Raw genomic sequence first — 25,621 nt, forward strand, 5'->3', positions numbered from 1 at the left:
TGCTATTTATTGATCTAAATGTATGTGAATCCACATTTAGATCAAAGCCTTAATTGTCTTTTTCTTCCATACAAATTGATAATACAAACCTTGCATGAGACACAAACTAAAGAAAGTCAGTGCAAGCGCATACCAAATGCCTTTTAAACCGAACCATTGGCTAAATAAGTAAGCACATGGGACTTCGATTAAGACGATTGCCAAGATATTGAAAATCATCGGGACAGTGACCGTACCACTCGCACGCATGATTGAGGCAAAAATGGCACTCGCACCAAAGAATAAAATTGACCACAACACAATAAATAAAAGCTGTTGCCCTAGTTCAATTACAGAAGGATCGGTAATAAACAGGGCCATCAAGTATTTTGAACAGATATAAGCCAAAATAACCAATGAGCCAGTGATCACAATATTGCTGACTAATGCTGTTTTGGTGACTTTAGATAACAATTCGGATTTGCCTGCACCAATGGCTTGCGCTGCAAAAATAGAACCCGCGATAGCAATAGATAGCGCAGGGAATTGAATATAATTCAATACCTGATTGACTGCGCCATAAGCTGCGGTTGCATGTGCGCCGTGTTTATTGACCAAACCAATGACAACCAATCCTGCGACAGAATTAGTGATCATCTGAATACCTGTCGGAATCCCTAGTTTTAAAATGGTTTTGCTTAACTCAGGGTGAAAACGTAGATGTTGGATCATCGCAAAATCAGGTTTAAGTACATGATCTTTTTTATTTAAATAAATATAAAGAAAAACCAATGTTCCAAGAAATCCTAAACCACTAGCGATCGCAGGGGCGATGATGCCGAGTTTTGGAAAACCGAAATAGCCACCGATCAGCAATGGCGTAATAATCACACCGATTAAAATGGTTAAACCCGAAGCGAGTAAAGGTGTTGTACTGTCACCCACGCCACGGAGAATCGAGGTATAGGTAATATAAATAAACAGAAATGGGCTACTCATTAGCATCCATTGCACATAGGGCAAGGCAAGATGCATGATGCTTTGATCAATGCCTAACAGCATAAGAATTTGTTTGGCAAAAACCACACCCAAAATTGCAATGATCGTTCCACCAATGATGGTCATAAAGAGCAGAGTACCGACAATGGTACGGACTTTTTCAGTGTTTTTGGCGCCCCACGCCTGACCCACTAAAACAGTTGCGCCTGTGGATAAACCGATCACGAAAGCAAGTAGTAAAAATAAAATAGGAAAAAAGACAGCGATGGCGGCAATCGCATCAACACCAAGCATTTGCCCAACAAAAATGGTATTAATCGTGCCCGACAGATTTTGCAAAATATTGGTTAAAATGAGTGGACCTAGAAAGATTAAAAAAACCTTCCAAAACTTGGGCTGGTGAAGCATGTCGGGGCGAGCTGGCATCTTTTATTCTACTGTCAATTTCGTCTGTCTTTATCTCCTTGATCATATAACAACATGCGTAAAAAAGCCTAAGTATTTGAGTAACTCAGGCTCCATAAATTATTCATAAATATCTTATTTTGATAATTTATTCTGGTTTTTAGTACGTTTCTAAAGTTAAACTTGATTTAAAATTTTACAGGCTTGAACTAAAGTCTCCTCTTTTTTTGCAAAACAAAAACGAATCAAACGTAAATTTTCAGGTGCTTGTTTATAGAAAACCGATACAGGAATTGCCACGATTTTATGTTCTTCGGCAAGGAATTTGCACATCTCAACATCGTTTAAATCTGGGCGAATATTGCTGTAATCGACATTTTGGAAAAATGTCCCTTTTGATGGAATGAGGCTGAATTTTGAGTCCGCAATGCCTGAATTAAATAGATCACGTTTTTGCTGATAAAAGCTAGAAAGCCCTGAAATATGTTCAGGATGTTGTTGCATATAGTTGGCAAGTGCCATTTGTACAGGTGTAACCCCGCAGAAATTGGCAAATTGATAAATTTGGCGGAAGACTTTCATCAGCTCAGGTGCAGCCACACAATAACCTGTTTTCCAGCCTGTCACATGAAAAGTTTTACCAAACGAGCCAACGACAAAACTACGTTCTCGTAGTTCTGGAAATGACAGTGCTGAATAATGTTTTTCGCCATCATAAATGAGGTGTTCATAGACTTCATCAGACAGCACAACGATATTTTTATCTTGAATGAGTTCAATTAAATTGAGCCAATCCTGTTTTGACCAAATTGCCCCTGTTGGATTGTGTGGTGTATTCACAATCACCATGCGGGTTTTGTCTGTGATAGCAGATTTAACTTGATTCCAATCCACAGAAAAGTCAGGTGCATTTAGGGCTATATGAATTGGTTTAGCTCCAACCAACTGTATGCTAGGCGCATAGCTTTCATAACTTGGGTCGAAAATGATGACTTCATCACCTGCATGGACGATCGCCTGAATGGCACTGAACAGTCCAATGGTTGCCCCAGGTGTGATGGTAATTTCTGTGACAGGATCAAGTTGTAATTGATCGCGATTTAAAAAAAGTTGTGTGACTTGTTCTCTGAGTGAGAGTAAGCCATCTCCAGCTGCATATTGGTTATAGCCATCGAGGGTTGCTTGGCTGAGTGCTTGAAGTAAATCGGGGGGTGCAGGGAAGTCGGGAAAGCCTTGTGATAGATTCAGTGCGTTGAGGCGTTGTGCCATCGCGGTCATGATGCTGAAAATAGTCACGCCTTGTGCAGGGAGTTTAGAGTGGATTTCGATCATGACTCGTCTGATATTGTTTATGTGTTGGAGGAAAGTGTAGCAGGTCAGTGAAACTGGGTGAATTGGTTTTGGTTTTATGTTTTTGGAATAGTAAAATTTTGTTACATTTAATTTTTGGAGATACTTTTCCTATTTCCAAGTCTAATTTTTCTTATCTATTATGAGTTGTATAGTATGGATAATGTGTTATTCACCAATTAAAATGTCTATGCGATAAACCATTTAAAATGTCCTGTTTTTAACCACAAGAGTCAAGCACAGGATTTAAGTTTCTTTGTTCAACAACAGCTTTCTGAGCTTTACGACTTGGCATACTTTTCTTGGCCCGGGAACGTTTATTCTGTTTTTCTAGTTCTTCATGCTGCTGTTGAATATGCGCCAGGACTGAACCTAACCGTTTATTCTCAACAATCTCATTTTGCTGTAGCCCAGCCAATTTATTGAAGATGCTGTAGTTGAGCTTTCGTCCTTCATGCATGAGGGCCACAGTGCCATCCGGATACTCCAGAAATGCAATGTATTGCCCAGCAAGCTTATGATTCAGCTCTGTCGGTTCAAGCAGATAAATACATTTGTCATAGGTAATCGTCAGGTTCTTGGTGACCTTACGCGGTTCCTGCCAGGTAAAAATATCATCCAGTTCAAGATCAGATTCGGTTAATGGACGATGCAGGTTCTTTGAGTTTCGCGCACATTTGGCGAACTTCTGATTGAACTGCTCAATAAAGCAGGGCAACCAGGCATTTGCTTCTGCAATCGAACAGATGCCTTCCAGGCGCATCTCCTTGATCAAACGGTCCTGAAGGGTTCTATTCGCTCGCTCTACGCGACCCTTCGCCTGTGGGGAGTTGGCGAAGATAATATCAATGTTTAACTCATTCAGAATCCGCCCAAATTGCGTGATCTTGCTGTCTTGGCTGGATTTCTGATTCACTCTGAATACCGAGTGTTTATCGCTGTAAAAGGCCAAGGGCTTGCCGTATTGCTCAATGTAGGCTCGGGTTGAAAGCATATAGTCAAAGGTCGTTTCAGCCTCACAAAAGCGCAGATGCAACAGCTTGCCGGTAGCATCATCGATATAAACCAGCAAACAGCATTTGGTGGCTCTTCCTTCAAACCAGTCATGATATGAGCCATCAATCTGGATCAGCTCACCGAAGCAATCACGGTTATAGCGTGGCTGGTATGGGCGTTTTAGACGTTTGGATCGCGGAATCCAAAGGTCATTTGCAGTCATCCAGCGCCGAACCGTTTCTACCGGGATATTCAGGTCAAACATGCTGCTGAGCTTCTCATGCGCCAAGGTAGGTCCAAAGCCCAGCAGATGTTCAGAAATAATGGAAAGACATTGCGATTTTAATAAATCGTCATGGCGATGATGGCCCGGTTGACCACGACTGGCATGCGTCATGCCTGAAACACCATCTTGATTGAGCTTCTGCAATAACCGGGTAATTTGACGGGTGGAAAGATTCAGGATTTCAGCAGCACGGACTTGGGTAATACGATGATCTCGAACGTCTTGCAGAACTGCAAGACGTTGAATTTCTTTGTCAGACATAGTGATCAGCATCTATATTTTATATCCAGTCCATGGTGATAAAAATCATCATAAACCAGACATTTTTATTGGTGAGAATATAGACACTTTAAATGGGTTCTAACATAATGACTTCGCATAAGAGATTTTATGTTAAATAATTATTGTAGTTGTTTAAACTTTTTTCAAATTAGTTGTTTGTTAATATGCATTTTTTATTAGGGTTTCAGTAGTATTACAGAACTTTTAACAATGAGTTCCAAGCGCAATGCATACTGACTTAAAAAAATTTATCTCAGATATTCTAATTGATACAGTTCAAAGAACAGTTCAACGAATGGATAGTGAAGATACACATAGACCTTTTCATGCAGCTCTTTTATCTGAAAATTTACTTACTAGTAGTCGCTTTGAAAGGTCATTCAGTACGTCTTTTGGACAAGGTGCTATTGAAAAAATTTCTGCAGAAGTGCTTAAATACAATGGTGCAAGTAATGTTAGAAATCAATTTGTTAGTAATGTAAGTATTCCTTCAATAAAATCACAATCAATATCAAAGCTTATTGATAATCTAAGAGATCCTAAAACCTCTTTAGCTACTCCAAATTGGAATAATGAAGTATCTGCTTTATCAAGTCTTCATGTGACACAATCCCATCCTTTTGAAAATTTACGCATCATTAGTGATCTTTATTGGTTTAGGGATGGAGCTCATAACTATGCAAGTATCAAAACAGTAAAGCCAAATATTGATCAAACAGCCCAAGCAAAAAAAGATTTATTATCTTTAAAAGTTGCTGATCCAACATGTAATACTTTCTTTTGTCTTTATTATAATCCTTATGGAGAAGATAGATCTGACTATGCTCACAAAGCACCTGCTAATATTTTCGACTTTAAAAAAGATGCATGTGTCTTAATTGGAAAAGATTATTGGGATCATTTAGGCGGAATAGGTTTTTATGAAGAATTATTAGACGTATTTGAAGAAGCTGGGAAACAAACACGTCTAATGTTTTGATATATAGTTATTTCTTAAAGCTTAGATACCAGTTACTTTCATTGGTGAATTTGTAACGAGAAAATGGGAATCCATTAGGCGGAATATGCTCTTGTCCTTTTGCATGATCTAAAATAGTCTTTGCTATAGCTTGCCCTAATCCACATGGAACAGCATTACCAATTTGCTTATATTTATCTATTGTTTTTCCTGCAAATTTCCATTCATCAGGGAATTGTTGAATACGAGCATATTCTGCTACACTTAAAGGCCTATCCTCTTTAGGATGGGCTAAGTCGGTAGCAGGCATTGTTGGGCTTGTGACTAAAGTCGGGCTTGGTCTATCCCAGTTTAAACGACGTAGAAACCCAGTTTTTCCACCACCTAAGTAGTAAGATTTTCCCATAGCTTCTTTTTGAAGTTCCTCGGGTAAGTTTCGCCAGTTTTGTCCAGATTTTAATAATCTATAATATTTCAAACGTTTTTCAGGAAAAGTGGCACATAATAGATTTACTTCTGATGGTAAGTCAAAAATCGCTTCTTTTAGTGTTTTCCAAGGTAATAATCCAAATTCACCATTCTCTGAATGAGTTGGGTTCAAATAACGAAGTTTACTACCATCCCTTGAAGCAATAATAACAACACGTTCACGAATTTGTGGTGCCCCATAATTTGCAGAATTATAGAGATTAAAAGAAACTCCATAACCCTTTGCTTCCAAATAATCAACAACAAATCGTAAAGCAGAACCTTTTGCTTCTTTTAGAGAATCTTCATCATGCTCTGATGGTTTATAAACAGCTGATAAAAGTCCTCTTACATTTTCAATAACGATGTATTTTGCATTTAAATCCGTTGCTATGTCTAAATACTTAATGAAGGTATTGCCTCGTTCATCTTCAAAGGACTTTCTAGCACCTGCTGTAGAAAAAGCTTGGCAAGGTGGACCTCCAACGACTACATCAATTATGCTGTCAGGAGTTAAACCAGCTATTTCTCGAATCTGATCAATAGAATAATCATTAATATCACCTATTAATGGAATATCAGGTTTATTTAAGGTGATTGTTTCTTGACATTTTTTGTCAAACTCACAGTACAGCAATGGCTTAAATCCAGCTTTTTCTAATCCAAGATCTAAGCCTAAAGCACCACTAAAAAAACTGAGATAATTCACATCAACATCCCATAAAAACAATAGTGGGATCATACTAAAAATATAATCCCAGGTCCACTGTTAAATGTTTATCTTTCTTTATTTGACTGTGAAAGAACCGATGCAGCTAAAGTTTTAGTTGTATCGTTGTATTTTTCACTTTGTAGAACGTGAGATGCTTTAGATTCCATATTTGCTCCCGTTTGCTTACTAGAGTGTGATTGAGATAAAGCAGATCCAGCTAATTCTTTTTGAATAGCGGAAGATGACGGATTACGTAAAACTTCTGATGCTAGAGAACCAATAGCTTTAGAGGTTTGTTTTGAATTTTTTGACATTTTAAAACTCACGAAATTAAATTAATCCAATGAGCATAGCTTAAATAAAATATAGATCAATATTTGAGCGACACAGGTTGTCGCTTTGAGTTTTTTATTATAGTGATAATAAAAAGAGCCGATTTATTTCAAAGCAACTTTTTTGACAATGAATGACATTTTTTAAATCACAAAATCAATCACCGCACGAATCACACCTAAAGTCAGACCAATAAAAGCACCGACAACAACACCATTGACGCGGATCATGTGTAAGTCGCCACCAACTTCATTTTCAATCTTGGCGATCATTTCAGTTGAATCCCATTCATGAATACGTTGACTAATAAACTTAATTACTTTCTCGCTATATTGATCACTCAAATTTACCGCAATACCACTGATACGATCATTTAACAGATCACGAACAGACTGATTTTGAATTAAATTTTCACCGACTTGCTGAATCGCAACACGTAAATTCATCGCAATACCCGAGTCAGGCTTCATCAAATCAGACTTCACTGCATCACATAAAATCACCACCGCACCACTGATAAAATTCAGTACAGGTTCGCTGTCAAGTAAGGCATTCTTGGTTTCATTTAAACGGAGACTTGCATTGCTATTATTATCCGCCAATTGAAGCATCAGCTGATTTGCACCTTCTTCAATTTTTTGACGAATCGGATGATCTTCATCGGCCAACATCGATTCAACTTTTTCAATAATTGAATCAATCGTGCGCTTTTCAACATCAATCCCAATCCAACTTGCACCTTTGGCAAGTCGAGAAACACCAAGCTCTTTAAATAAACGTTGGGTTAATTCACGAGTTTTTTCAGGATGATTCATCATCCATTCATGTGCCAAATCCAAACCACGTTGTAATACATCTTGATGGAAATCATTTTCCAACACAGCGCGAAGCATTTCACTGGCAAGCTGGTTCATACGGGTATTACGAACCCATTGCACACTGTTATTTTGAATAAAGCGTCCAATCTGTTCCTGCCCCACAAATTCAAAAATCTTCGGCACTGTTTGCTGAATCACTTCAACCACTTGACCATTATTCTTTGGATTTGCAAGCCATTGTCCGATTGCTAAACTGAGGTCAGTTTTCTGTAAACTATTTTCAACCACTTGCGGAGAAAGAAAATTCTCTTGAACAAATTTTCCCATCGACTCGGCAATACGGGCTTTATTACGTGGAATAATTTCAGTGTGATCACGTAAAAACTTGGGAATTGGAATTTTCCCGAAAGGGTTGCGAAACAATACTGTAATGGCATACCAGTCTGCCAAACCACCGACTACACCAGCCTCCGCACCGAGCATGAGTATATGAATAAACCATGCATATTCAGGCAATAGTTTTGCGGAAATAATCAATGCAAACCAAGCCACCACAGCGACAACTAAGGCAATCGTTGCAAAGCGTTTACTGCGATCTAGGCTTGGAACCTCATGGGTTGATTCACGTTGTTCAATTCCACTCATGCATTGTCCTAAAAATAATTATTTAGCTGATGGTACAGTAACAGGTTGTGGTTGCAGTACCTGTCCTGTCGGACTAACGCCATATTTCTGCCCTAAAGATTGCAAAATCAGACGAGCGTCAAAGGCATCATTTGGCGATGATTTTTTATCCTTATAACATTCAATCGTATAGGAAACTTGAACAGGGTCAAGTGTCACGACTTGTGGCATATCATAGAATGGATCATTCCAGAACCCTGGATGACGTCTGTAGCCCCAACCATAAGGATAGTAACTCTGTGACGGATAAACGACAGCTTTACGAGGTGGCTGTTGGGTGCGATTACTTGGATCATCTAAGACTTTAAAATAAGTAAAACCATTCAATAAGGTTGTTTGTGCTGCTTTGACCAGTGTAATTTCTTCGGCAGTACCAAAACTCATGTTGCTATTGCCTTGAAAACTAATGCGATAGCTGTGTTCATTCAGCGGAACTGTGGTGTATTGCCCAAGTTGGTCAAAAGTGCGTGGTTTGCTCGGTGTGGTCGCACAACCCGAGATTGCGAGCGCGACAACCATAGACAGACCGATGAGTTGTTTTTTCATTTAACGCTCCTTTTTTCAGCAGATTCTGAAATTCATTTATATGCCCATTATATTGTTATAAATTGATGGATTAAGCATGAATTTCAAGCAGAATTTTGTTACTTGATCGGTAGAGATGATGAGTTTGCATAGCCATCTTTTATTCAAAATATGACTTCACTATTGATGAGCTAAATAGAAATAGCCAAGCGATTGTAGTGAATATCAATACTAAAAGGATTTGATATACTTGAGGCAAATGGGATGGTTTATAGGGAATTGAATGAGTATTGAAATAAAAGGTTATATTGCGACAAGTGCAGATGGCTATATTGCAACAAAAGATGGCTCAGTTGAATTTTTAACACCTTATCAAGCAATTGACTGTGGCTATAACGACTTTATTCAAGAGATTGATATTGTCGTTATGGGACGTAAAACCTATGAAGTGATCTGTTCTTTTGGTGGAGAATGGCCATATCCTGATCAAAAAGGATTTATCGTCACTTCTGATCTTTCATTGGATTTAATACATTCATCACTTTCTCTATGGAATCAAGGTGTTCATGAATTGGTTGAACATCTTAGACAAAACTTTGAGGGGAATGTCTGGGTTGTCGGGGGAACACAGTTACAGAACTATTTTCTTGAGCACAATTTGCTGAATAGTCTGGAAATTTTTGTGATGCCTGTGCTGCTTGGTGAGGGCATTCCGCTGTTTCCAAGTTTTAAATCCAATGTTCAACCGTTGAAATCTATACAGGCTGAAATGATTGAAAATACGATCATTAAAACAACTTATATTTTCTAATGATCACTTAAAAATAATGTTTTTCAATTGATGATGAATGCTGTTGCAAATCGCAAGGTATTTGCAACAGCTTATATTTTATTGGTTGTAAAGAATTGGGAATAAATTTTCAATCCATTAATATTATTGAAGATGAAAAATTTAAAAAGTAGGAATAAAAATGAAAGACCTTATAAAAAGTATTATGATCGTAGTCAGTATTTTTCAAATGCAAAACTGTTTTGCAGAGGGCGTAGAAGCATCTGTTCGTCAAGATATTGTATCTATGCTTGGAGGGGGCTCTGAAAATAGTCCTGTTCAAGTTGAAACAGATGGAGTTTATGTTGATTCTAAGGTCTGTAAAAATTCGCCAAGTCCTCTAACCGTACAACTTAAAGATCGACTGAAGATTCAACAAGATCAAGCTTTGATCGGATTATTTCAGCAAATCTTATGCGCCCCAAGAAACGATCAATTAGACATCGATTTAACCCCTTTCTCTGCCAACTTATATGAATCTATACCTGTTGAGATGGTGTTGTATTCTCGTCAACAAGAATTAGGTCGATGGTTGCTAGATAATAATGAATTTTCAGTTGCTTTTGCCCCTATTCATAAAAATCAAATGAAGATCAACCTAACAGGTTTGAATCCTAACAGTAGTATTCCTGCTGTTACATTTTGGCAAACCCTCTCGCCAGAACATATTCGTGTATGGTATGGACAATTTAAAATGGCACCTTCAGACGCAATAATTTTTGATTTTAAATTTGAAAATAAAAAATGGCTTTTAACCTATATTTGGATTGGTTCACGAATCTAAAGTCTGAGTGATTCAGTGCTCATGTAGGGGGGATACATGAGTATTATGCTCAAAAACTACTATTCGGCTGTGTTAAAAACTCAATTTCTTCCACAGTCGATTCACGTCCTAAGATTTCATTACGATGTGGATAGCGTCCAAAACGATCAATAATAACTTTATGCTTTTTCTCAAAATCTAAATTGATTGGATTGCCTAAACCTTCAAATAATTTTAATGCTTGTTCATGAATGATCTTGGATTCACTGTGCATAAAAGGCATATATAAAAATGAACGTTGCTCAGGTCTTAAATTTTGATCCAATCCCAGTTGGATCGTTTCCTGTGCTAAAGCCAAAGCCATTGGGTCTTGCGCAAAAGAGGCAGGGCGATCACGATATAAATTTCGTGAAAATTGATCCAAAACAATAATTTCAGCCAAACGACCTTCGGCATTTTCTCGCCATGACCAAAGTTCAGCTTGGCGTGCTTGCTCTAGAGTGTCTAAAAATTGATTGCGAAGTTGTTGATCGAATGCATCACTCTTTGCAAACCAGTAGGGTTGAGTTTCAGCGCTAAACCAAAAATCGAGAACAGTTTGATAATTCATAACTTTTATAAAACCTTAATTTTTACAGATTGTTAGTGGGTATTTAGTAATAAAAACATATATTTTAGATATCTTGTAGTCTTCATTTGTGATAAAAAATTGCCGAAAATAAAATGAATATTGAATGCAAAAATCGATGAATATACGTGTATATCGATAAATCACGTTATACTGCGAGCATCCAAAACATTTTATTTGAATAAATTCTTAAGAGAAGCCTTTAAGATAAGCGAGTCAGTATGAGTCAACCCGAAGCGATTTCCCAATCTATTTTACCAAGTTGGGTGGATTCTGCCTTATTCAAAGGGATGTTACGTGGGATTGAGCGTGAAAGTTTGCGTATGCAAAGCAACGGCTTTTTATCACAAGCAGATCATCCAAAATCACTCGGTTCTGCGCTGACGCATCCGCATATCACCACAGATTATTCTGAAGCCTTGATGGAGTTTATTACCCCACCGAAAGAAAGCATTCCTGAAGCATTGTCATTTTTGGCAGATGTGCATGCAGTGGTGAATCGTCATTTAGAAAATGATGAAAAATTGTGGACATTGTCTATGCCATGTATGTTGGACGATCAAGAAGAAAATATTCGTTTGGCACAATATGGCACTTCAAATATTGGTAAATTCAAAACTTTATATCGTCATGGTTTAGGCATTCGCTATGGTCGCCGTATGCAGACCATTTCAGGTGTGCATTACAACGTTTCTTTCCCTGATGCGTTATTTGAACAATTACAACAGCATGAAACTGATGAAGCACTGAAAGCACTCAGTCTGCAAGATTACCGTAGTCATCGTTATTTGGGCTTAATTCGTAATTTTATTCGCCTTACACCATTAGTCATGTACCTTGTTGGCGCAAGTCCGTCAGTATGTAAATGTTTTATGACAGGACGTGAGCATCATTTATTACCGTTGATCAAAGGAACGCTATTCTTACCTTATGCAACAGCATTGCGAATGGGGCGTTTTGGTTATCAAAATTCTGCGCAGAAACAATTGGGCATTCATTACAACAATTTAGAATGCTATGTCGCTGAGTTACAAAAAGCGGTAAATACGCCGTATGCGCAATTCAGTCGTTTAGGATTGAGTGATGCCAATGGTGAGCCGAATCAAATCAATGATCACGTGCTACAAATTGAAAATGAATATTACAGTTTAGTTCGTCCGAAACAAGTGCCGAAAGCAGGTGAAACACCATCTCAAGCTTTGGCAAATCGTGGCATTGGCTATGTGGAATTACGTGCAGTTGACGTGAACCCGTATAGTGCAATCGGGATCGATGAAGATACCGCAGGTTTCTTAGAGGTTGTGGCGCTATATTGCTTACTCAAAGACAGTCCAGATTTGTTAGATGCTGAACAAGACATTATCGAGCAGAACCAAGCTGAAGTGGTCAATCGTGGTCGTGCGCCAAATGCCAAAATTATCGAAGCGGGTCAAGAAACTCCATTATTAGTATGGATTCAACAACATATCACTGCAATGCAACCACTTGCCGATGTCCTAAATCAAAGCTATGCAACGGATTTGTATCGTCAAGCCCTAGCTGTAATGCAAACCCGTGTTGATGATGTGGATCAGACTCTATCTGCGCATGTGATTGAAGATACCATGAAACAAGGCGGGACTTGGGGTTTTGGTAGCTATATGGCAAACCAACATATTGAAAGTTACGAACAACATGTATTAAGTCCAGAAACTTTAGCGTATTTTGAGGAACTTACTCAAAGTTCTCTCGCAGAACAACAGCAACTTGAACAAGATACAAGTATAAGTTTTGAAGATTACTTGAGTAAATTTAGATAAATTTTGAATAAAGTATTGATTCATATACTCATGCAATAATGGGGAAATTCCATGCAATGGCGTAGTTATCGCTTCGTAAGTGGTTTTTTGTTTTTGGCAAGTGTCATTGGAATGTCATTTGCGTTGTTTTTAGAGCATGTGCAAGGACTTGATCCTTGCCCGCTTTGCGTATTTCAACGGATTGGTCTGATTGGTTTAGGATTCATTTCCCTCATTGCGTTTTTGCATAACCCTAAAACCAATGTGTTTAAGCGTCTTTATAGTTTCTTAGGTTTAGTCGCGATTTCATGGTCAGCCGGTGTTGCTGCACGTCATGTGTGGCTACAACATTTGCCAAAAGACCAAGTGCCGAGTTGTGGTCCGGGTTTGGATTATTGGGTAGATACATTACCGCTCAAATCTGTGTTTGAAAATGTCCTCAAAGGCTCTGGTGAGTGTGCCATGGTGGATTGGACATTCTTGGGGCAGTCTTTACCGACATGGTCATTGTTGTTCTTTAGTGTATTAGCTTTGATCAGTCTATGGCAACTATTCCGTAAATATTAAAATGCATAATGGAGCTGGTGAAAACTGGCTCTTTTTATATTTAAATTTAAAAATAATCAGTATCTTAAAATGAAAAGAATCCTTTTAGTTGCTAGTCTTTTTATACCATCCTTTAGCTTTGCGCAGTCGAATAATTTCGGTTTGATTCAGGATAAAGATGGTTATGTCAATGTTCGAGATCAAGCATCTCTAAAAGCTAAAGTAATTGGGCGTTTAAATAATCAAACAGTTGTATCGCTTGATTCAGGAGGTAATTCAACGGTTTTTTATTTGATTAAAGCAGATGGTCTAAATGAAGAAGGTTTTATTCATAAAAGCCGTATCAATCCATTCGGTGGCTATCAACGTTGGAAGCTTAAAGATCATTACTCAGATAAAGCAATTTATCAATTTGCAGATAATTTTGTTGAACTACAGGTAAAAATAGCACAATTCACTGAAAAAGATTTTAAAAAAACAATTCCTAAAGGCTTAAAAATGGCATTTTATACATATTATAAAAATAAAGAATTTTTTGGAACTGATGGAGATATTCCTGAAAAAGGAATGGGGCAGTTTAAGCAAATTCTTATTAATTTTAATGGTGAAAATATTGTTATTCCTGCACAAAAATTGGAGCAGTATTTCTTTCCATTAGATCGCTACGGAAATCTGTACGATTTTGAACAAGCTGAGGTTTATAGCAAAGGTAATGATTTATATGTAATTAATACTTTAACTATAGGTGGTGCAGCTCAATATAATATGGTAATCCATATTCAAAATGGTCTAGTAAAACCCATTCAAGCATGGTCTGAATAATAAAAAGCCAACTCGAAGTTGGCATTTGTGATCAGTAGATTCTCGATTAGGTTTCTACAATACCTTGCATACTTTCTAATTTAATTAAATACTTACGGATTTGTTCTTCTGCAAGCTCATCATGATGCGGATAAAACCATTTGGCAATCTGTTCTGCGACCAATGGATGATACTGAATATCAAAATGGTTTAAGCCATAGAAAACAGCCTTATGTGATTCAGGTAATTTCAATTGAAAACGTGGATTTGGGTGTTCACCCAAAGCACTTTTTACACTGACGAGATAGTCACCAATGACTTTTAAAGTACGGTTCTTACGATTTTCAAACTCTAAAGTTCCTGCGATTAAAAAGGTATTGATGTGTGATGGGAGTGGTGCTGGTTTACGGTTATCGTCCATTAAGCCGATACGTGCATTATTATGTTCCCAGTCATCATCACGGACACTACCAAAACGCAGGTCTAAAATACCGTTACTGCGAATGTTGACCACATGGCTGATGATTTTAACAATTGGGAAGTTGCCAATTTTATCTTGGATTGCGAAACCGAAACGTTCCAATACTGCACCGTGATGTGGTGAGCCAATACATACAAGATTTTCAACCATATGCAACCATTGATGCATATTCTGTTTACCATAAAACAAAGCACTGCGAGAAACTAAACCGCCCATACTATGACCAATCAGGTCAATACTGGTGATACGTGGATTACGTTTGACTAAATCTTCTAAGATATTGGCAAGTGAACGTCCATTGGCTGAAATACGACGTCCTGTGTTGTAGTGCAAATACAACATGGTATTGTTATCACGCTGAGCCAGTAATTTTTCACCGATTCCACCATTACCACGATTACTCCAATCTTGATAATTCATGCATAAACCGTGTGAAAAAATCACCACACGCCCCGCTAAATCACCTTGTTGTAATGCGCCATAGCGATCATAGAGTACTGGAGAAAGTGCAAGTGGATTATGGGTTGCCAATAAGTAATCGCCAAGTACACCATTCAAAGCACTGACCAAAAAGGTCATATATGATGTGAGTGACTTTTCATGCAAATTTGGAAAGCGTTCAATGGTTTTTCGTAAAACAGGAGCAAGTAAGTGGCTACCGTAATTTTGTAGTGCGTTATAGCCGAATTGATAGAATTTATCGACAATTGGACGTGACTGAAAGCGTTTGGCTTTGGTTTTACTTAAACCAAAAATACTCAGTAACATTTCACGTTGAATCGACTGGATAAAGTCCTGAACAACACCGCTCAATGGTGTACTCACCAATTGTGCTAAACCTTCAAGTACGTCCGCCTGACTTGGAGGCGAACGATCCCACTTACAATATGTTTCGTGTAAAGGGGTTAAACTTGGCATTGTTATTTCCTCATCCTAATTGATCCATAACAAAGACTTTATTTTTGTCGAAGATCAATGTATAAATTCCTAAGCAATCATCTTATCTTGTTCATCCTGAACATTTAATTAAAATACAGATGTTTGCAATTTTGTTTTAATTTTTTGTCGGACAAAACACGACCATATACAAATTAAAACATATTGTGACGAATATCACATTAAAAACTAAAACATGAGCGATGAAAAAGCAATTTATTTCCAATGAATATTATCTATTTACATGGTTTTAAAAGTAGCCCTTTATCGATCAAAGGGCAACAATTAGATGAATATTGTCGAAACCATTCATCGAATAATGTTTATTTACCCGATTTAAATCAACATCCTCAAATGGTTTTAGATCAAATCTCTCAATTGATTGAAGAACTACCAGATGTTGGTCTAGTGGGGAGTAGTCTTGGTGGTTTTTATGCGACACAATTGGTCGCCAAATACGGTGTGCCTGCTGTTTTAATTAATCCCGCTATGCGACCATGGGCTTTGTTTCGCGAACTATTTGGAATGGAGCATATTCCGCTCAAAGTGACTGAACAATGGACATTAGACCATGCACAACTTGATCACTTAGAAGCGATTGCTGTGCCATTTGTGCAAGATGCAGACAAAATCATGGTTTTACTGCAACAAGGCGATGAAATTTTGGATTATCGTGAAGCTGAACGCTATTATAGTGCAGCGCCACATTCATCATTGATCATGACTGAAATGCATGGTAATCATGCGATGGAAAATTTTGCAGATAAAATCCCGATGATTTTGGAATTTTTATCCAACTCCGTAAAATAAAAGGAAAAACATTAACGTGTCATATACAGCCCAATCTCTTGAGGTTTTATCTGGTTTAGATCCTGTACGTCGTCGTCCAGGCATGTACACCGATACCACTCGTCCAAACCATTTGGCGCAAGAAGTTATTGATAATGCTGTCGATGAGGCACTTGCAGGGCATGCCAATAAAATTACGGTCACGGTGTATAAAGACGGCTCATTATCCGTTGAAGACAATGGTCGTGGTATGCCTGTTGATATTCACCCTGAATATGGACAAAGTGGGATTGAAATTATCCTCACCAAACTACATGCAGGTGGTAAATTTAGCACAGACAATTACCAATTTTCAGGTGGTTTGCATGGTGTGGGTATTTCTGTCGTCAATGCTTTATCTGACCGTGTAGAGGTTGAAGTTCAACGTCAGGGTAATCTGTATAAAATGGCGTTCGAACGTGGTGAGCCTGTTGCACCATTAGAAGTATTAGAAGGCAAAGCACCAAAAAGAGCTTCAGGAACAAGCGTCCATTTTTGGCCAGAAGCCAAGTATTTTGATTCGCCTAAATTTGCTTTAAAAGCGTTAAAGCATAATTTAAAAGCCAAAGCTGTGCTTGCTGCGGGTTTACAAATTATTTATATCGACCAAATTAATGATGAAAAAATAGAGTGGCAATTTGAAAATGGTCTGGTCGACTATTTGATGGATGAATTGCAAGACCGTGAAATTGTTCCCGAACCAGCTTTTGTTGCGACAGGTGAGGCGGAACGTGCCAGTGCTGAATTTGCGATTTGCTGGAATGTTGAAGGTGGCGAGCAAATTCAAGAAAGCTATGTCAACCTGATCCCGACTGCACAAGGCGGTACGCATGTAAACGGCTTGCGCTCAGGTGTGACGGATGCGATGCGTGAGTTTTGTGAGTTACGTAACTTATTGCCACGTAACATGAAATTGTCAGCGGAAGATGTCTGGGATGGGGTGAATTACATTCTGTCTTTAAAATTCCAAGAACCTCAGTTTTCAGGACAGACCAAAGAGCGTCTTTCGAGTCGTGAAGCATCGAATATTGTGTTGAATATTGCCAAAGATGCATTTGCTTTATGGCTCAATCAAAATTCTGAAGTGGCGATGCAACTTGCAGAAATGGTGATTGCTAAAGCGGGTCGTCGTTTAAAAGCTGCGAAAAAAGTTGAACGTAAGAAAATCGTTGCTGGTCCAACTTTACCCGGTAAATTGTCAGACTGTGTAGGACATACATTAGAAGAATCTGAATTATTTATCGTGGAAGGTGACTCCGCAGGTGGTTCTGCGAAACAAGCTCGTGATAAAAACTTCCAAGCAATCATGCCGATTCGTGGGAAAATTTTAAATACTTGGGAAGTGTCTTCGGATGAAGTTTTGGCTTCTCAGGAAGTTCATAATATTGCGATTGCGATCGGTGTTGATCCAGGCAGTGATGATTTGTCTGAGTTGCGTTATGGCAAAATTTGTATCCTTGCCGATGCGGACTCAGATGGTTTACATATTGCGACTTTATTGTGTGCTTTATTCGTCAAGCATTTCCCTGCGATGGTGGATGCAGGACATCTTTATGTCGCTATGCCACCGTTGTTCCGTATTGATGATGCCAAAGATGTTCATTATGCGTTGGATGAGCAAGAGTTAGAAGCTATCTTAAAGAAAGTAAAAACCAAAAATCCTCAAATTACTCGATTTAAAGGTTTAGGCGAGATGAATGCAAGTCAGTTGCGTGAAACGACTTTAGACCCTAACACACGTCGTTTGGTACAGTTGGATTTGGACGATACGCAATTGACTGCGAATTTGTTGGATAAATTATTGGCTAAGAAACGTTCTGGTGACCGTAAAGAGTGGTTAGAGCAGAAGGGTAATTTAGCAGATTTGGGTGTTTGATAAATTTTCAAATGATCAAAACAATCTAAGCATTGTTTTGATCTATCTGAGTAAATTTTAAAAATTGATTAACTACCGATAAATCAAGCTGATATTTATTTGCAACTATTAAAATATATTCTCGGATTTTTGGAAGTTCTTGTTTTAACTGTAATACTGCTTTTTGGAACTCAGAAAAAGAAACATAAATATCCTCAAGTTCTTCTTCCTCTTCTTCAATAAATTGAATTTGATCATTTTCAATTTTGCAACACAGCATAGGATGACCAATCCAAAATCCCTTTAATTTTTGTTCAGCAAGATTAATCCAGCTATCTACATCATTAAAATCAGAACAACAACGCTGGGTCAGGATCGGATTTATTCCATTTGACATGTCGCATAAGGCAAATCCACCCTCTAAGCTATTTTTATTCTTTTGAATTGCATCCTTTAAAATCTTAAGTAAATTTCTTTCAGTCGTTTGTAAGACAGAATAAAGGTTAAAACCTTGTGCAATAGGCTGAAATTTATCTACAAAACCATTTAATTTATAGACCTGGTCAAAATAATTTTCATATTCTTCATCTGTAAAAGGGAATTCAGGAAATTTAATTTTTGGATGTGAATATTCTAATTCGAATACTGGAATCAGTTGTAGCTTCATAGTTACCCTATTGTTTTTATATATTTTAGGATTTACCCAAAATTTAACTGCATCAATACCAAATCTCGCCACATACCAAACTTTTGACCCACTTGAGGCTATAACCTGTTTGTTTAAAACCTAGTTGCTCATGCAAACGAATCGAGCCAGTATTCTCATGATCAATCGCAGCGACCATAACATGAATATCATGCTGTTTCGCATGCTCAATCAGTTTCACCATTAATGCCTTGCCTAAACCTTGACGTGCAAACTGTGGGTCAATATAAACTGCATGCTCAACAGTATGGTTATAACCATTAAAATTACGAAAACTTGAATATTCTGAATAACCTGCAATGCTTTTACTTTCAATATCTTCAGCGACAAAAAGTGGAAAATTATTCTCTTCTAAATCGGTAAACCATTGTTGATATTCTTCTAAACTTTTTGGGATGTTATTCCATGTCGCCAAACCATTTTCAATTTCACGATTATAAATCCGCATGATATGAGGAATGTCAGAACTTTGAGCAGGGCGAATTTGAAAATTCATGGACGAGGTCGATTTAAAGTAATTGAGTTTTTATTGTAGAAATTATCATTTGGCGATGCAATCTATCACACCAATAAAAAAAGCAAGACCGAAGTCTTGCCTTTCAAATTATGTCTTAGCGATCACTTAGAAATGATATTTCACTAAAGCACTGACATTGTTTTCATCTTTACCTTTGATCCCGTATTTGTTATTCCATACAGAATGTTCAATACCAAGATATAAACGTGTATTTGGAGAAATATGTTTACCCGCATTCCATTTATATTGAGTGGTCCAGTTTAATTCGCTTGCATGCGCAGCGCCTGAATCTTTTTCAGCAGTTGACCAATCTAAGAAACCATCAACCAAAAAGTCTTCTGAACCTAATTTTACAGGAACGCCGTAAGTAAGCGTCATTTGATAGTCATCACTTTGCTTTTCGTTGTTCGCACGATAAAAATTGATGCTAGCAAAACTTGTATAAGGAATGGCTAAATCAAAACCAACACCATACAAGAAATTGTCAAAACTATTGTTGAAGTCATCACTACTACTTTCCCACGTTGTCGAAATCAAAACGTCTTTGATTGGGCCAACAGCAAGCTTTTTCCCAGTAACTTCACCAAGGCTTAGGCGAGGAGCTAATTCGAAATATGTGCTTTTGTGATCATCACTACCACGCATACGATCCATAAAGAAGAATACATCTGCGTATTTTACTTTGGCAGCATACTCAACTGTCAGTGTAGTTTGCTTTTCATCAACAACTTCATAATTTTCACCATAAAGTCCTGTTAAACTGAAATCCTGCCAAACAGGAGCAGCTTGAGCCAAAGTTGCAGTTGAAGCGATTGCGCAAAGAGCAGCAATTTGTGTAAATTTCATGAAAAAATCTCTCCCCCAAGAAAGCGCTACAAGGATACAGATTCTTTAGCAAAAATAAAGCCAAAACCAGATAAAATGTAAATAAATATGTAAACATCAAGTCGTAAAATGTTTTAAAACGTGAAAATGGATGACGGACGAGAAAAGAAATTTTGAATCGCAAAAAAATATTTGGAATTGAATAATGTCGAGTCATTCACATGGAATTGTCGAATAAAAATTTAAATAAATCATTAAATTATAAAAATACGTAACAAGTTGTCATTTTTCATATTGTTTTCATAAAAAAGTTAAAAATCTACTTGCATATTTTTCAATATAGCCTGATATTGAATGTATAAGAACACCAATCTGCAGATCATCAAAAGTGTTCATCTTGGTAATAGAGGAGTTACGGTTCCAGTTTATTGAAGGTGAAAAAGCGACTTATACAATGAGCTTTAAGTGTGCCAAAAATATTATTTTGCACTCAGTTTTAGATTAGAAAGAGGAAGTTTTTTTATGAATATTGAAATCCGTACAGACAAAAATATTAAAAATAGTGATCGCTTAATTACCTACGTGCGAGATGAGCTAAATCAAGAATTTCAACGCCATAGTGAGCGAATTACTCAATTTTCAGTGCATATCAGCGATGAAAATGGAGATAAAGGTGGGGATGATGATATTCAATGCATGATCGAATTAAAAGCAGCAGGCTTAAAGCCAGTCGTTGTTAAGCATAGAGCAAAAAATATTGATCTATCACTACATGGCGCGATTGAGCGAGTGAAACGTAGTCTAGAACATACCCTAGAGAAAACAGAAAACCCACGTGGTGGGAAATTAGAACTCGCAGATGCTGATGAAGCATAAATGCTAAAAAGCCCTTCGGGGCTTTTTTTGTGGCTGTAAAATAAATGTTATGTACTTTGTCAGAAACTAACAATAAATGCTGTACGGATTTAAAAATGAGAAGTATTTAAAATTTTATGAGCTATTTAAAAAAAAATAGTCATAATGAATATAAGAATATAATTGTGAGATCAATATGTTATCAGCACAACAACAAGTCTTTGTACAGGCTTTAGAAGATTTAGACCTTGCCCAAATTCAGCGTTTGCTTGCAGATGGATTTGATCCCAACTTTATGGAACCTGAAAAAGGTCCTGCTGTTTCGATCTGGTCAGATGGATTATTTAAATGGTGGGAAAAAATCTGTGATGCTTATGAAGCTGGGAAGCCTCTGAGTGCTGAGCAAAAAGCTCAGGATTTACAACCACATTTAGATATTTTAGATGCATTGATTCAAGCCAAAGCAAACTTTTATCTATGGGATGCAGAAGAGTGCTATGGTCCTCTTTGGGATGCAGCAAGTGCAGCATGTGTACCTGCGGTACAAAAATTGTTAGATCATAAAGTTGACTCAAATACCCGTGATGAAGAAGGAAAAACCATCTTGTCTTCAATTAGTGATCTATTTTTTGATTGTGAATTTGATCAAATAGATTGGTCACAGGCTTTACCTGAAGAGAAAGAAACTTTAGAGTTACTACGTAGTCGCGGTGCGAAAATGTCCAACGAATAAACGTAAGTTTGAGTCCTGATATGGCAATATTAAATAAAATCACTTTGGTTCTGGCTTCTAGTCTAAGTATAAACGCAATGGCAGCAGAATTTTCCTTCGATCGTCCTGGAGCAGGTTTTGGGACGGGCATCACTCCTGTAGGTCAATTGGCTTGGGAACAAGGCTTACCAAGTGCAAGCTATACTGAAACCACCGTCGATGGTGCGAAAGAAAAAACAGTTACGCTCAATGGTGACATGCTTTTCCGTACAGGTTTAACTTCTAGTATGGAATTGCAATTGGGTTGGGCGGGTCCTGCTTGGACACAGACCAAATACAAGGGTGAGAAACATGACGACTCAGGTCTTGGTGATGTATCTATCGGGATCAAAAAAGCCATTGATTTAAAGGATGATAAATTATCTATGGCAGTCCTTGCACAAGCTGTTATTGCAACAGGCAATGAAGGCTTCACTGAGGAAGATGATATTTATAGTATTGGGACTTCACTTGATTATAAATATAATGATTTAGTGAATACTGGCATTACCATGAACTATGCGGTACAAGATGGTCACTGGTCAGTCACGGCCATACCGACTGTAGGTTATAAAATCGCAGGTAATCTTTCTGGTTTTTCTGAATTTATTTACTCCAAAACAGAAAGCCAAGATTATGAATACGGTTTAGGTTCAGGTTTGATTTATGCACTGAATGATCGCACACAGATCGATGGAAGCATTGGTGTGGATTTAAGCGGTCAGGATCGTAGTTATACTGCTGGTTTAGGCATTTCATTCCTATTCTAAGTTGCATGGAAGAACTAAAAAAGAGTAGTTGATCTACTCTTTTTTTGTCTATAAATTGAAGAAAATACACGTCAAAGATCAATGATAAGAAAAAATTAGGAGGATGGTCGCATGTTAGAATTATTTATTGGTGATAAAAATTATTCCACATGGTCAATGCGTCCATGGTTGGTATTGCAGCACTTTGCTATACCATTCAAAGAACATCTGATTCCTTTTGATCACTTTGAATTAGACAGTCAATTCAAACACAGTATCCTCAAAATTAACCCGACAGGAAAAGTCCCTGCGTTAGTCGATGATGGATTTTTAATCTGGGATACTTTGGCGATTTGTGAATATTTGGCTGAAAGGTTTCCTGAAAAATATCTATGGCCAAATGACTTCCGACAAAGAGCACGCGCTCGTTCAATGTGTGCAGAGATGCATAGTAGCTTTATGGCTTTACGTAGTTTATGTGGAATGAATATCGATGCAGATTTAACAAACATTGGCGCAAAACTTTGGCAAGATAATCTAAAACTACAGCAAGATGTGCAACGTATTGAGCAATTATGGTCAGAACGACCAAGTGCAGACAGTTTTTTGTGTAGCGATCAATTTAGTATTGTCGATGCATTCTATGCGCCAGTTGTGATGCGATTCGTATGCTATGGCATTCCAATATCATCATTCAGTCAGCAATATGTACAGAAAATCTTGGCAGTTCCAGCAGTGCAGCAATGGATTCAGGAAGCAAAAGCTGAATTTAGATTTGTAGAATGTGAAGAGCCTTATCGAACTGAATAAATGCAGTGTGATAGTGATTATTTTCCAGTTAAATTGATTTAACTGTGGTTTGTTTCACCATGAAAATGAACTTGGTTTCGTCCATAGGCTTTGGCACGATATAGAGCTTGATCAGCATGATGAATGATTTTATTGATTTGCGTTTCATCCTCTGAGGTTGCGACTCCAAAACTTGCTGTTAGATTGATTTTTTTCTGAGTGAGTGTCTCTAATGTCTGATTTTGGATGGCAAGGCGACAACGCTCTGCAACTTCACGTGCGATTGTAAGTGATGTTTCAGGCATGGCAATGATAAATTCTTCGCCGCCATAGCGGGCTACAATGTCTGAACTTCGTACGAGGGTTGACAGAAGTTGGGCAATAGCTTTAAGTGCTTCATCACCAATATGATGACCAAAATCATCGTTGATCATTTTAAAATGATCAATATCAATGAGAATAATTGCATATTGTGTGTGAGTATTCTGAATTAGGCTTAATTTTTCATTGAAAGATCGACGATTATATAGATTGGTTAAGGGGTCAGTTTGGCTCAAAATTTGAATTAATGATTCACGATGGCGCCATTGAGAGAGCAATACTTCACACAAAACTAGGCATGCAATCAGGATAGGGATAATAAAGTACGCCATACTTAAAACCCAGAATAGATTTTTCTGGGGATCATGTTCTAATAATGTTTGACTAAATATGGGAGCGTAGGGCACTAAATTTTTGTAAGTGCAATACATGAGTATGATTGCAATGCTAAAAGCATTAAATAAATGGATATAAATAAATTTTCGGTTAAATAAAATAATTCCGATACCTGAAATAGATACAAAGGCAAAGATGGTTGCAGGGCTATATATGCCGACCAAAAAACCATCACTAATAAACATGAGCGTAAAAATGCTAATCACTAAGTGGGGGAAAAAAAGATGTGCCCAATGTTTTTTTTGGAATTTATAACAAATACAAACTAAACCAATGAAAAAAAAGGCTGAAATGCTATTGATGTAAATTTGAGTATGAATAAGAGGTAGATTAACCCATGGCCAAATACTTGGTGTGTTGATGATCCATAATTTCCAAAAAATCCACAATAATTGGATTCCAAAAGCCAAGACTAATACTAGAATACTTTTATGAATATTATTCCAATTCATAATAATATCTGAATTAAATTGGTTTTTTAATGACTTTATATAGTGACTAATCATCTATGAAAGATGCCTTCATTTTTACCCCACGTTTAACTATTGAAAATTAAATCTATGAAAATATTAAAAATATTTAACTTTCAGGGCTAATGATTGCACTTTTTATAAAGTTAAATATTTATGAATTTAGCCCAGTACTGGTATAAAACTGTTCGTGGTTAATTTTTGTGTTATGCAATGCAAGATCTGCTTGTGCCAATACAGTATTGCTTAAACTGTTATATTGAGAAATTGAAACTCCATGACTTGCCTGAATCGGAATTATTTTTCCGATGATTTTTAACGGGCTTTGATTGATTAAGTTAGTCAGACGTTCAGCAATATGATTGGCTTGTTCTAGATTGACATCACTGAGAATTAAAATGAATTCTGATTCGCTGTAGCGGCCAACAAGATCTGTATCGCGAAGATTTTTTAATAGAGCTTGGGCAATGGATGCTAAAACTTTACGGGCTATCTGGGAGCTGAAATTTTCTTTTATTTTGTTTAAATTATCGATGCTTAATAAAATAATTCCAAAGTTTGATTCAACTTGAGGGTGTAATTCTTTCAAATATGAGTTAATTGCAAATTGGTTATAAATACCCGTATCTGGGTCGATTTTAATGTTATTGCTGATCTGGTTTTTCTGCATGATTTTGGCAATAAAAGTACGCTTCAATATTTGATTGAAGAGTGAATGTATTTTACGTCGTCTTTCAGAATAAATTTTATTACGCATTTCTTTGCCCATCCGCATTTGATTTTTTTATTGTTTCATTCGACAAATGTAGCAGTTTATTTGATTGAATTCAAATAAAAAAATAAAATTAAAGATGATGGGAGTCTATTTATATTTATAATAATGTGATTTATTTTGCAGTTAAACTTAATAATGAAACTAAATTTAATAGTATTATTTGAGTAGTTTTAATGATTGAAACGTATTTATAGATTCAAAATGAATTTATGAGTATTAAAAGAGAA

Annotated in this window: 25 protein-coding genes and 1 pseudogene; 12 read left to right on the forward strand and 14 right to left on the reverse strand. The window is 37.2% G+C overall.

From position 1 onward, the window contains the following. Positions 1 to 36 precede the first annotated feature (36 nt). The 3 genes from BEN71_RS01170 to BEN71_RS01180 all read right to left on the reverse strand — a co-directional run bounded on the left by BEN71_RS01170 (position 37) and on the right by BEN71_RS01180 (position 4,288). Complete coding sequence (locus BEN71_RS01170) at positions 37 to 1,404, reverse strand: MATE family efflux transporter (protein WP_068973403.1); 1,368 nt, start codon at positions 1,402 to 1,404, stop codon at positions 37 to 39. Positions 1,405 to 1,560: 156 nt separating this feature from the next. Then, positions 1,561 to 2,715, reverse strand: a complete 1,155-nt coding sequence (locus BEN71_RS01175; protein ID WP_068973404.1) for a methionine aminotransferase — start codon at positions 2,713 to 2,715, stop codon at positions 1,561 to 1,563. Between the two features lie 238 nt (positions 2,716 to 2,953). Next, positions 2,954 to 4,288, reverse strand: a complete 1,335-nt coding sequence (locus tag BEN71_RS01180) for an ISNCY family transposase (protein ID WP_039255483.1) — start codon at positions 4,286 to 4,288, stop codon at positions 2,954 to 2,956. 235 nt (positions 4,289 to 4,523) lie between these two features. Between BEN71_RS01180 and BEN71_RS01185 the strand changes: the two genes are divergently transcribed. Further along, positions 4,524 to 5,276 (forward strand): TdeIII family type II restriction endonuclease, encoded by a 753-nt coding sequence (locus tag BEN71_RS01185; protein ID WP_068973040.1) that lies wholly within the window; start codon positions 4,524 to 4,526, stop codon positions 5,274 to 5,276. A gap of 7 nt (positions 5,277 to 5,283) precedes the next feature. Here the strand turns inward: BEN71_RS01185 and BEN71_RS01190 are convergent, their stop codons facing one another. From BEN71_RS01190 to BEN71_RS01205, 4 genes are all read right to left on the reverse strand, one after another. Beyond that, positions 5,284 to 6,432, reverse strand: a complete 1,149-nt coding sequence (locus BEN71_RS01190) for a DNA cytosine methyltransferase (RefSeq protein ID WP_068973044.1) — start codon at positions 6,430 to 6,432, stop codon at positions 5,284 to 5,286. Between the two features lie 68 nt (positions 6,433 to 6,500). Further along, complete coding sequence (locus tag BEN71_RS01195) at positions 6,501 to 6,749, reverse strand: hypothetical protein (protein ID WP_068973039.1); 249 nt, start codon at positions 6,747 to 6,749, stop codon at positions 6,501 to 6,503. A gap of 162 nt (positions 6,750 to 6,911) precedes the next feature. Then, positions 6,912 to 8,231, reverse strand: a complete 1,320-nt coding sequence (locus tag BEN71_RS01200; protein WP_068973038.1) for a DUF445 domain-containing protein — start codon at positions 8,229 to 8,231, stop codon at positions 6,912 to 6,914. Between the two features lie 18 nt (positions 8,232 to 8,249). Continuing rightward, entirely contained in the window at positions 8,250 to 8,816 is a 567-nt protein-coding gene (locus tag BEN71_RS01205) for a CC0125/CC1285 family lipoprotein (RefSeq protein WP_068973037.1), read from the reverse strand. 262 nt (positions 8,817 to 9,078) lie between these two features. Here BEN71_RS01205 and BEN71_RS01210 point away from each other — a divergent pair, with 262 nt between their 5' ends. Both BEN71_RS01210 and BEN71_RS01215 read left to right on the forward strand, forming a co-directional pair. After that, positions 9,079 to 9,606, forward strand: a complete 528-nt coding sequence (locus BEN71_RS01210; protein WP_068973036.1) for a dihydrofolate reductase family protein — start codon at positions 9,079 to 9,081, stop codon at positions 9,604 to 9,606. A 160-nt stretch (positions 9,607 to 9,766) separates the two neighbouring features. Next, positions 9,767 to 10,408, forward strand: coding sequence for a hypothetical protein (locus BEN71_RS01215; RefSeq protein ID WP_068973035.1), 642 nt, complete (start codon positions 9,767 to 9,769; stop codon positions 10,406 to 10,408). 49 nt (positions 10,409 to 10,457) lie between these two features. On the opposite strand, the gene BEN71_RS01220 is transcribed toward BEN71_RS01215, so the two are convergent. After that, complete coding sequence (locus tag BEN71_RS01220; RefSeq protein ID WP_068973034.1) at positions 10,458 to 10,997, reverse strand: DUF924 family protein; 540 nt, start codon at positions 10,995 to 10,997, stop codon at positions 10,458 to 10,460. A 239-nt stretch (positions 10,998 to 11,236) separates the two neighbouring features. On the opposite strand from BEN71_RS01220, the gene gshA reads away from it, so the two are divergent. The 3 genes from gshA (at position 11,237) to BEN71_RS01235 (ending at position 14,161) form a co-directional block, all read left to right on the forward strand. Then, on the forward strand, positions 11,237 to 12,814 hold the full coding sequence (gene gshA, locus BEN71_RS01225) for a glutamate--cysteine ligase (RefSeq protein ID WP_068973033.1): 1,578 nt from the start codon (positions 11,237 to 11,239) through the stop codon (positions 12,812 to 12,814). A gap of 51 nt (positions 12,815 to 12,865) precedes the next feature. Continuing rightward, positions 12,866 to 13,360: a disulfide bond formation protein B gene (locus BEN71_RS01230; protein ID WP_068973032.1), complete on the forward strand. Its 495-nt coding sequence runs from the start codon at positions 12,866 to 12,868 to the stop codon at positions 13,358 to 13,360. Positions 13,361 to 13,429: 69 nt separating this feature from the next. Next, a complete protein-coding gene (locus tag BEN71_RS01235; protein ID WP_068973031.1) occupies positions 13,430 to 14,161 on the forward strand; it encodes an SH3 domain-containing protein in 732 nt (243 codons plus the stop codon). A 46-nt stretch (positions 14,162 to 14,207) separates the two neighbouring features. Here BEN71_RS01235 and BEN71_RS01240 read toward each other — a convergent pair whose 3' ends face one another. Beyond that, the gene (locus BEN71_RS01240; protein ID WP_068973030.1) at positions 14,208 to 15,539 is read right to left on the reverse strand and encodes a PGAP1-like alpha/beta domain-containing protein; all 1,332 of its coding nucleotides are present in this window, start codon (positions 15,537 to 15,539) and stop codon (positions 14,208 to 14,210) included. Between the two features lie 243 nt (positions 15,540 to 15,782). Here BEN71_RS01240 and BEN71_RS01245 point away from each other — a divergent pair, with 243 nt between their 5' ends. Together BEN71_RS01245 and parE are read left to right on the forward strand one after the other, a co-directional pair. After that, a complete protein-coding gene (locus tag BEN71_RS01245; RefSeq protein ID WP_068973029.1) occupies positions 15,783 to 16,367 on the forward strand; it encodes a YqiA/YcfP family alpha/beta fold hydrolase in 585 nt (194 codons plus the stop codon). A gap of 16 nt (positions 16,368 to 16,383) precedes the next feature. After that, positions 16,384 to 18,261 carry a DNA topoisomerase IV subunit B gene (gene parE / locus BEN71_RS01250; RefSeq protein ID WP_068973028.1) on the forward strand — a complete coding sequence of 626 codons (1,878 nt, stop codon included), beginning with the start codon at positions 16,384 to 16,386 and terminating at the stop codon, positions 18,259 to 18,261. 25 nt (positions 18,262 to 18,286) lie between these two features. On the opposite strand, the gene BEN71_RS01255 is transcribed toward parE, so the two are convergent. The 3 genes and pseudogenes from BEN71_RS01255 to BEN71_RS01265 form a co-directional block, all read right to left on the reverse strand. Further along, complete coding sequence (locus tag BEN71_RS01255) at positions 18,287 to 18,979, reverse strand: hypothetical protein (protein WP_161553504.1); 693 nt, start codon at positions 18,977 to 18,979, stop codon at positions 18,287 to 18,289. Further along, positions 18,940 to 19,442: pseudogene (locus BEN71_RS01260) on the reverse strand (N-acetyltransferase family protein). The gene BEN71_RS01255 and the pseudogene BEN71_RS01260 overlap by 40 nt, the downstream one beginning before the upstream one ends. Before the next feature lie 126 nt (positions 19,443 to 19,568). After that, the gene (locus BEN71_RS01265) at positions 19,569 to 20,309 is read right to left on the reverse strand and encodes an outer membrane protein OmpK (RefSeq protein ID WP_068973026.1); all 741 of its coding nucleotides are present in this window, start codon (positions 20,307 to 20,309) and stop codon (positions 19,569 to 19,571) included. Positions 20,310 to 20,810: 501 nt separating this feature from the next. On the opposite strand from BEN71_RS01265, the gene BEN71_RS01270 reads away from it, so the two are divergent. The 4 genes from BEN71_RS01270 (at position 20,811) to BEN71_RS01285 (ending at position 23,453) form a co-directional block, all read left to right on the forward strand. Beyond that, complete coding sequence (locus tag BEN71_RS01270; protein WP_068973025.1) at positions 20,811 to 21,164, forward strand: HPF/RaiA family ribosome-associated protein; 354 nt, start codon at positions 20,811 to 20,813, stop codon at positions 21,162 to 21,164. 175 nt (positions 21,165 to 21,339) lie between these two features. Next, on the forward strand, positions 21,340 to 21,876 hold the full coding sequence (locus tag BEN71_RS01275) for an ankyrin repeat domain-containing protein (RefSeq protein WP_068973024.1): 537 nt from the start codon (positions 21,340 to 21,342) through the stop codon (positions 21,874 to 21,876). A 20-nt stretch (positions 21,877 to 21,896) separates the two neighbouring features. Beyond that, on the forward strand, positions 21,897 to 22,664 hold the full coding sequence (locus BEN71_RS01280) for a transporter (RefSeq protein WP_068973023.1): 768 nt from the start codon (positions 21,897 to 21,899) through the stop codon (positions 22,662 to 22,664). A gap of 111 nt (positions 22,665 to 22,775) precedes the next feature. Continuing rightward, positions 22,776 to 23,453, forward strand: a complete 678-nt coding sequence (locus tag BEN71_RS01285) for a glutathione S-transferase family protein (protein WP_068973022.1) — start codon at positions 22,776 to 22,778, stop codon at positions 23,451 to 23,453. Positions 23,454 to 23,491: 38 nt separating this feature from the next. On the opposite strand, the gene BEN71_RS01290 is transcribed toward BEN71_RS01285, so the two are convergent. Then, positions 23,492 to 24,334 (reverse strand): GGDEF domain-containing protein, encoded by an 843-nt coding sequence (locus BEN71_RS01290; protein ID WP_227542642.1) that lies wholly within the window; start codon positions 24,332 to 24,334, stop codon positions 23,492 to 23,494. 439 nt (positions 24,335 to 24,773) lie between these two features. Continuing rightward, on the reverse strand, positions 24,774 to 25,376 hold the full coding sequence (locus BEN71_RS01295; protein WP_068973043.1) for a GGDEF domain-containing protein: 603 nt from the start codon (positions 25,374 to 25,376) through the stop codon (positions 24,774 to 24,776). Between the last annotated feature and the right edge of the window lie 245 nt (positions 25,377 to 25,621).

It is taken from the genome of Acinetobacter wuhouensis, from assembly GCF_001696605.3.
Taxonomy (GTDB): Bacteria; Pseudomonadota; Gammaproteobacteria; order Pseudomonadales; family Moraxellaceae; genus Acinetobacter; species Acinetobacter wuhouensis.

Coding starts and splice junctions, on each gene's coding strand:
- BEN71_RS01280 (WP_068973023.1), top strand. CDS start 21,897: ATGGCAATATTAAATAAAATCACTTTGGTTCTGGCTTCTAGTCTAAGT.
- BEN71_RS01295 (WP_068973043.1), bottom strand. CDS start 25,376: ATGCGTAATAAAATTTATTCTGAAAGACGACGTAAAATACATTCACTC.
- gshA (WP_068973033.1), top strand. CDS start 11,237: ATGAGTCAACCCGAAGCGATTTCCCAATCTATTTTACCAAGTTGGGTG.
- BEN71_RS01240 (WP_068973030.1), bottom strand. CDS start 15,539: ATGCCAAGTTTAACCCCTTTACACGAAACATATTGTAAGTGGGATCGT.
- BEN71_RS01175 (WP_068973404.1), bottom strand. CDS start 2,715: ATGATCGAAATCCACTCTAAACTCCCTGCACAAGGCGTGACTATTTTC.
- BEN71_RS01290 (WP_227542642.1), bottom strand. CDS start 24,334: ATGTTTATTAGTGATGGTTTTTTGGTCGGCATATATAGCCCTGCAACC.
- BEN71_RS01205 (WP_068973037.1), bottom strand. CDS start 8,816: ATGAAAAAACAACTCATCGGTCTGTCTATGGTTGTCGCGCTCGCAATC.
- BEN71_RS01215 (WP_068973035.1), top strand. CDS start 9,767: ATGAAAGACCTTATAAAAAGTATTATGATCGTAGTCAGTATTTTTCAA.
- BEN71_RS01195 (WP_068973039.1), bottom strand. CDS start 6,749: ATGTCAAAAAATTCAAAACAAACCTCTAAAGCTATTGGTTCTCTAGCA.
- BEN71_RS01275 (WP_068973024.1), top strand. CDS start 21,340: ATGTTATCAGCACAACAACAAGTCTTTGTACAGGCTTTAGAAGATTTA.
- BEN71_RS01245 (WP_068973029.1), top strand. CDS start 15,783: ATGAATATTATCTATTTACATGGTTTTAAAAGTAGCCCTTTATCGATC.
- BEN71_RS01220 (WP_068973034.1), bottom strand. CDS start 10,997: ATGAATTATCAAACTGTTCTCGATTTTTGGTTTAGCGCTGAAACTCAA.
- BEN71_RS01270 (WP_068973025.1), top strand. CDS start 20,811: ATGAATATTGAAATCCGTACAGACAAAAATATTAAAAATAGTGATCGC.
- BEN71_RS01235 (WP_068973031.1), top strand. CDS start 13,430: ATGAAAAGAATCCTTTTAGTTGCTAGTCTTTTTATACCATCCTTTAGC.
- BEN71_RS01185 (WP_068973040.1), top strand. CDS start 4,524: ATGCATACTGACTTAAAAAAATTTATCTCAGATATTCTAATTGATACA.
- BEN71_RS01180 (WP_039255483.1), bottom strand. CDS start 4,288: ATGCTGATCACTATGTCTGACAAAGAAATTCAACGTCTTGCAGTTCTG.
- BEN71_RS01265 (WP_068973026.1), bottom strand. CDS start 20,309: ATGAAATTTACACAAATTGCTGCTCTTTGCGCAATCGCTTCAACTGCA.
- BEN71_RS01200 (WP_068973038.1), bottom strand. CDS start 8,231: ATGAGTGGAATTGAACAACGTGAATCAACCCATGAGGTTCCAAGCCTA.
- BEN71_RS01285 (WP_068973022.1), top strand. CDS start 22,776: ATGTTAGAATTATTTATTGGTGATAAAAATTATTCCACATGGTCAATG.
- BEN71_RS01170 (WP_068973403.1), bottom strand. CDS start 1,404: ATGCCAGCTCGCCCCGACATGCTTCACCAGCCCAAGTTTTGGAAGGTT.
- BEN71_RS01210 (WP_068973036.1), top strand. CDS start 9,079: ATGAGTATTGAAATAAAAGGTTATATTGCGACAAGTGCAGATGGCTAT.
- BEN71_RS01230 (WP_068973032.1), top strand. CDS start 12,866: ATGCAATGGCGTAGTTATCGCTTCGTAAGTGGTTTTTTGTTTTTGGCA.